This window comes from Lysinibacillus sp. NPDC093216 (genome assembly GCF_050280325.1).
Lineage (GTDB): Bacteria > Bacillota > Bacilli > Bacillales_A > Planococcaceae > Lysinibacillus.
Genome location: NZ_JBNNVB010000057.1, coordinates 1 through 5578, shown reverse-complemented (window position 1 = coordinate 5578; position 5578 = coordinate 1). Strand labels below are relative to the sequence as shown.

General features: G+C 38.4%; 4 protein-coding genes and 1 rRNA gene. 2 read left to right on the top strand and 3 right to left on the bottom strand.

Going from position 1 to position 5578, the window contains the following annotated elements; all coding sequences use genetic code 11:
- Positions 1-209: 209 nt before the first annotated feature.
- From nadA to nadB, 3 genes are read right to left on the bottom strand one after another with little or no spacing between them, the layout of a single operon-like run.
- Complete coding sequence (gene nadA, locus ACQKOG_RS26980; RefSeq protein ID WP_370083767.1) at positions 210-1313, bottom strand: quinolinate synthase NadA; 1104 nt, start codon at positions 1311-1313, stop codon at positions 210-212.
- Complete coding sequence (gene nadC / locus ACQKOG_RS26975; protein ID WP_370083765.1) at positions 1300-2160, bottom strand: carboxylating nicotinate-nucleotide diphosphorylase; 861 nt, start codon at positions 2158-2160, stop codon at positions 1300-1302. The genes nadA and nadC overlap by 14 nt, the downstream gene beginning before the upstream one ends.
- Positions 2117-3703, bottom strand: a complete 1587-nt coding sequence (nadB, locus tag ACQKOG_RS26970; RefSeq protein ID WP_370083763.1) for an L-aspartate oxidase — start codon at positions 3701-3703, stop codon at positions 2117-2119. The genes nadC and nadB overlap by 44 nt, the downstream gene beginning before the upstream one ends.
- Positions 3704-3794: 91 nt before the next feature.
- On the opposite strand from nadB, the gene ACQKOG_RS26965 reads away from it, so the two are divergent.
- Both ACQKOG_RS26965 and rrf read left to right on the top strand, forming a co-directional pair.
- The gene (locus ACQKOG_RS26965; protein ID WP_370083769.1) at positions 3795-4874 is read left to right on the top strand and encodes a cysteine desulfurase family protein; all 1080 of its coding nucleotides are present in this window, start codon (positions 3795-3797) and stop codon (positions 4872-4874) included.
- A gap of 614 nt (positions 4875-5488) precedes the next feature.
- Positions 5489-5578 (top strand): 5S ribosomal RNA (gene rrf / locus ACQKOG_RS26960); the annotation flags it as partial.

Here is a 5578-nt window from a genome sequence, read left to right as displayed (position 1 = left end):
AGACACCGCCCTTTCACGGCGGTAACACGGGTTCGAATCCCGTACGGGTCATACTGAAATGCAGTAGATGTAATTTACATCTACTGCATTTTTTTGTATAAAAATAGTTTTTAAGATTCTAAGGTTAATGAAGATCACAATATGCTTACGTAGAAGATCAGTAATTATAAGACAAAACGTCTACCAGAAATGAGTAGACGTTTTGCTATTTATGCTCTAAAAAGCATCCTTTCAAGTGAGCTACGTGCTTCTTCAGCAGTGTGAGCATCTACTCGAATACGATTATGTGGCTGCCCTTTTTCTATACTTTCTAATGACCAAAGTAGATGGGGAAGATCAATTCGATTCATTGTAAGACAAGGACAGAAATTCTTATTTAAAGAGATAATCTGCTTATCAGGGTGCTGCTGGATTATCCGATTCACAAGATTCATTTCAGTACCGATTGCCCATGCAGAACCACTCGGTGCTTTATTAATCGTATCGATAATGTATTTTGTAGAACCTGCATCATCTGCAGCAGCAACAACTTCACGATTACATTCTGGATGAACAATGATACGCATAGTTGGATGAACTTGACGTATAAGCTCCGTATGCTGAACTGTAAAACCTTCGTGGACGGAGCAGTGTCCCTTCCATAAGATGACTTGAATGTTTTCTGGAGACTGATCTGTCTCAAGCTTATTTGTATGAGGATTCCAAACGGCCATATTTTCAAGCGGTATTCCTAAATCATACGCAGTATTTCTTCCTAAATGTTGATCTGGTAAAAAGAAAATACGTGGTTTTTGCGTAAATGCCCATTTAACCATTTCTTTTGCATTGGACGATGTTACGCAGGCTCCACCATGACGCCCAGTAAATGCTTTAATGGCAGCAGTAGAATTGACATATGTTAGAGGGATAATGGTATCGCCAAAGAGTTCCTGTAAAATCGGCCATGCTTGTTCTGTTTGATAAATGTCTGCCATGTCTGCCATTGAACAGCCTGCACGCATATCAGGTAAGTAAACATGCTGCTGTTCAGTTGTGAGCATATCAGCTGTTTCCGCCATAAAGTGTACGCCACAAAATACTATATGTTCAGCTTCCTTGTTAGCTGCTGATAATTGAGCAAGCTGCAAGGAATCTCCTGTTGCATCTGCAAATTGAATTACTTCATCTTTTTGATAATGATGCCCAGGGATGAAGAGCTTACTACCTAATTTCTTTTTTATGGCTATAATGCGAGATTCCATGTCATTTTTAGATAATACACGGTAATGCTCTGGTAGTAGTGATGTTTGTTGTAATAAACTAGTGATGGACAATGGAATTAGCTCCTTTCGTTTGTACAAGTGCACTAATGTCAAAGGCTTTTACTGAATGTGTTAGCGCTCCGAGTGAAATCCATTGAATACCTGTTTCAGCATAGGTATTTAAGTTATGAAGCGAAATGCCACCTGAAGCTTCTGTTGCAATATGTGGGGGAACTGCTGGGAGCCATTCACGTATTTCCTCAGGGCTACGATTATCAAACATAATGATATCTGCACCGGCTGCAATTGCTTCATCTAATTGAGCTTTTGTTTCGATTTCGACTTCGATTTTAATGGTGTGACCGATTTTCTCACGGGCTGCCTGTACGGCCTTAGTAATACTACCTGCAAAAGCAATATGATTATCCTTTAGCATGATCGCGTCGTATAAACCATTGCGATGGTTATAGGCGCCACCGATTCTAACAGCATATTTATCTAACATACGCATTCCAGGCATTGTTTTGCGTGTATCGCATATTTTCGCATTAGTACCTGCTGTTGCTCGTACCGCTAAATTTGTAGCCGTAGCAATAGCGGACATGCGCTGGATAAGATTCAAAATGACACGTTCACCCATTAATAATTTTTGAAGTGGTCCTTGGATAACAGCAAGAATATCACCAGCATTGACTTTTTCTCCATCTTTTTTATAAAGGATAATATCCATAGATCGATCAAGTAGAAGAAATCCATACTTTATAATGGGGGCTCCACAAAAAATGCCGCTTTCCTTCGCATAAAAAGAAAAAGATCCCTGCTGTTCTGGAGAAAATATAAATTCACTCGATAAATCCCCATCGCCTATATCCTCATTAAAAAATTGTTTTAGCAATTCCTCGAGTTTGATGATATTCATATAATGAATTCCTCACTTTCATCTGTCCTTGTTGAAAAATGATCCAACGGTTTGCCCAACGATGATCATCTTGTGGTCTGTCAATGCGAATATGTGCTCCGCGAGTTTCTTTTCGTGTAATGGCTGCGTGCGCCATTAATGTAGCTACAATATGCATCATGTAAAGTTCGAGTTCCTGTCGATTCAAGCCATCTAAATCAACATGAAGCAGTGTTTGCATTGGGGGCAATTGTTGTACGAATTGTTCCATATCAATAGGATTTCGCACAATGCCTAACGTGTGCATCATCATTTGTTGTAATTGATCTTTTGTCAATAATGATGGCATTGTTTGTTGGTGATGTTTGTCATTAATTAAGAAACTATTTTGCTTACAACCTGTTTGAATAATGTATTGGGCTGTTCTTTGTCCAAACGTAATGCCTTCTAAAAGAGAGTTACTAGCTAAACGATTGGCACCATGCACCCCAGTACAAGCAACTTCTCCTATTGCATATAGATTAGGAATAGATGTTCTTCCCATGGCATCAGCAACAACACCACCCATTAAGAAATGGCTACCTGGTGCTACAGGAATTAATCCATCTTGTAAATTAACATGATTGTCATAGCAAAGCTGAGCAATTGTAGGGAATTTTTCTTCAAAGTTTTCGATACTTGAAATATCAATAAAGGTTTCTTGCTCAACAGCACGTTTATTAAATAATGCATGTGCAGTTATATGGCGTGGTGCTAAGTCCAACTGTTCATGTATGCCTTTCATTATGGGACGACGCTGTGCATCGACAAACTTTCCTCCGGCGCCACGTACAGCTTCAGAGACTAATCCTTTGGCCTGCCCTCCACACCAAAGTAAGCTCGGATGAAATTGCATAAATTCCATATCACTGATGGCAGCTCCAGCACAATATGCTAAAGCGATACCATCTCCAGTATTCGTAGCAAAGTTAGACGTACAAGAATATAGAGCACCCGCACCTCCTGTCGCAAGAATGACGTGGTGGGCAAGGTAGCGCTTCATTCCCTTTGCTCCTTTTGTCAGAACGCCAACACAATCTCCATCTGTATTCAATAAAAGCTCGTAAGCCATTTCATAGCAATTCACAACGATATTAGATGTAAGTTGTTTGAGCAAATAATCTATCATTACTTGGCCAGTACGATCACCACCTGCATGTAAAATACGGTGATGACTATGTGCCCCCTCTAAGCCTAGAGCCGGGGACCCATCAACTTGTCGATCAACTGAGAAGCCCTCATTTAATAAATCACGTATAATTTCTGTGCCGTTTTCTATTAGTACTTCAACATTCCTTTTTTCATGATGATATTCACCAGCAATCAACGTATCAGCAATGTGAAACTTTGGATGATCTTCTTGACTTGTAACGGCAGCAATACCGCCTTGAGCACGATAAGAACTACTCATTTTAATTGAACATTTTGTAACTATCTGAACTTGAAAATGTCCTTCGAGTAGTCGAGCAGTTTGAAGTGCAGCAACGCCGCTACCAATAATAAGTACATCTGTCATTACATCCATACATATACCTTCTTTACAGTTGTCTTGACACATATCTTTACATAAAATAAAAGAGAAAACAAGACCTGATGAACTAGAAGGGAAGAATATGATGATATATTTGGATTACGCTGCAACCTCTCCAATGACTCCAAAAGCTCTTACAGCATATTGTGAGGTAGCAAAGCAGTATTATGGGAATAGTGCAAGCTTACATGATCTAGGAGGGCAAGCGAATTATTTTGTTGAGCAGGCAAGAGCTGTCGTAGCAAAATCTCTTGGAGTAAATAGTGACGGTGTCATTTTTACTGGAAGCGGAACTGAGGGCAATTTAATATCGATTTTGTCATTAGCTTTAGCGTCAAATAAAGGGAAGCACATTATTTCATCACAAGCGGAACACACTTCTGTACATGCGGCTTTAAATACACTTGAAAAAATGGGTTTTGTAGTCACAAAGTTACCTTTACAGCAGGATGGTTGTATTCATGTGGAGCAACTACGAGAAGCAATACAAGAAGATACGGCTTTAATCACTCTCCAACATGTAAATTCAGAGATAGGCTCTATTCAACCTATTGAAGAAATAGCCGAGATTGCAAAACAATTAAACGTTCTCTTGCATGTTGATTGTGTACAGTCCTACTGTAAACTTCCGTTAAAACAGCAAGTAGATGCTATTACAGTTTCAGCCCATAAAATAGGTGGGCCAAAAGGATGTGGGGCTATTTATATTAATCCTAAGCTCTGTGTTCCTGCATTAGCACCAGGTGTCACGCATGAGCATGGGCTAAGGGGAGGAACATTAGATACTCCAGCTATTGTCGCTTTTGCTACGGCGATTGAAGATTATCAATATGAGCGGAAGTATTATGAAGCATTACGTCAAAGCTTTAAGGAAAATTTACAAGAAACGTGTCAAATCATTGAGAGTAAGGAGCAATTGCCTAATATTTGTGGTGTATTAATGAAACGAGTAGAGGGGCAATACGTTTTGTTAAAATTAAATGAAGCGGGGATATGTATTTCCACAGGAAGTGCCTGCGATATTCATAGTGAGTCTGGTACGAAGGCGATTTTATCAATGGGCTATTCTATGGAAGCGGCACGTCAATTTTTTAGAGTATCTTTTGGTCCAGCAACAACATTTGAGGAAATTGATCGATTACAAATGGCTCTTTCTGTTATTTAACTTCTTTAGCAGATGTTTTTTGTAACGAAAGTGCAACGTCAGTCAAATGTTTTCTATAACGTGAGCGAAGCGTCAAAAATGTTCTTTCACCTGAGCAGTAAATTTAGGGATAATATGATTGAGGATAAAATGAAACCTGAAAATTATAATTAAATAATTTTGGAATGATAAATTAACAGGCATGTTGAGTGAATCTATAAATAGTTTTTCGTTTATATTTTGCTTGTTTAGTTGATTGTAACGAAGGGCTACTCTGATTGATCCTGTAGTAGATTAAAGATTCCTGCAAAAAGCGAAGTGTCTCGACAGTCAGAAAAGAGTAGCTCATATCGGAAAAAGTGTTTTTTAATGAATTAAAATAGATAAAAACACTTCTGATAAATTAATTGTTTTCTTTTAATTAAGCAATTGTTATAATAAATAGCAGAGTGATAATTTCTCTTACATAACAAAAATATCTTCGAAAAGTAATAATTTCTTTTCTTTTATAAAAAAGTGTTGCACAATGTGAGAAAACGTTATACAATAATTCTTGTCTTGAAGGACAGGTAATAAAAACTTCAAAACGAAATACATAAGGCTTTCAGAATACGAAGTATATTGAAAACTAATAGTCTAGTGATGATGGCAAAGAGGTCACACCCGTTCCCATACCGAACACGGAAGTTAAGCTCTTTAGCGCCGATGGTAGTTGGGGGCTTCCC

Bases quoted from the DNA above. Each gene is read 5' to 3' on its own strand.
- nadB (WP_370083763.1), bottom strand. From the start codon at position 3,703: ATGGATGTAATGACAGATGTACTTATTATTGGTAGCGGCGTTGCTGCA.
- nadC (WP_370083765.1), bottom strand. From the start codon at position 2,160: ATGAATATCATCAAACTCGAGGAATTGCTAAAACAATTTTTTAATGAG.
- ACQKOG_RS26965 (WP_370083769.1), top strand. From the start codon at position 3,795: ATGATATATTTGGATTACGCTGCAACCTCTCCAATGACTCCAAAAGCT.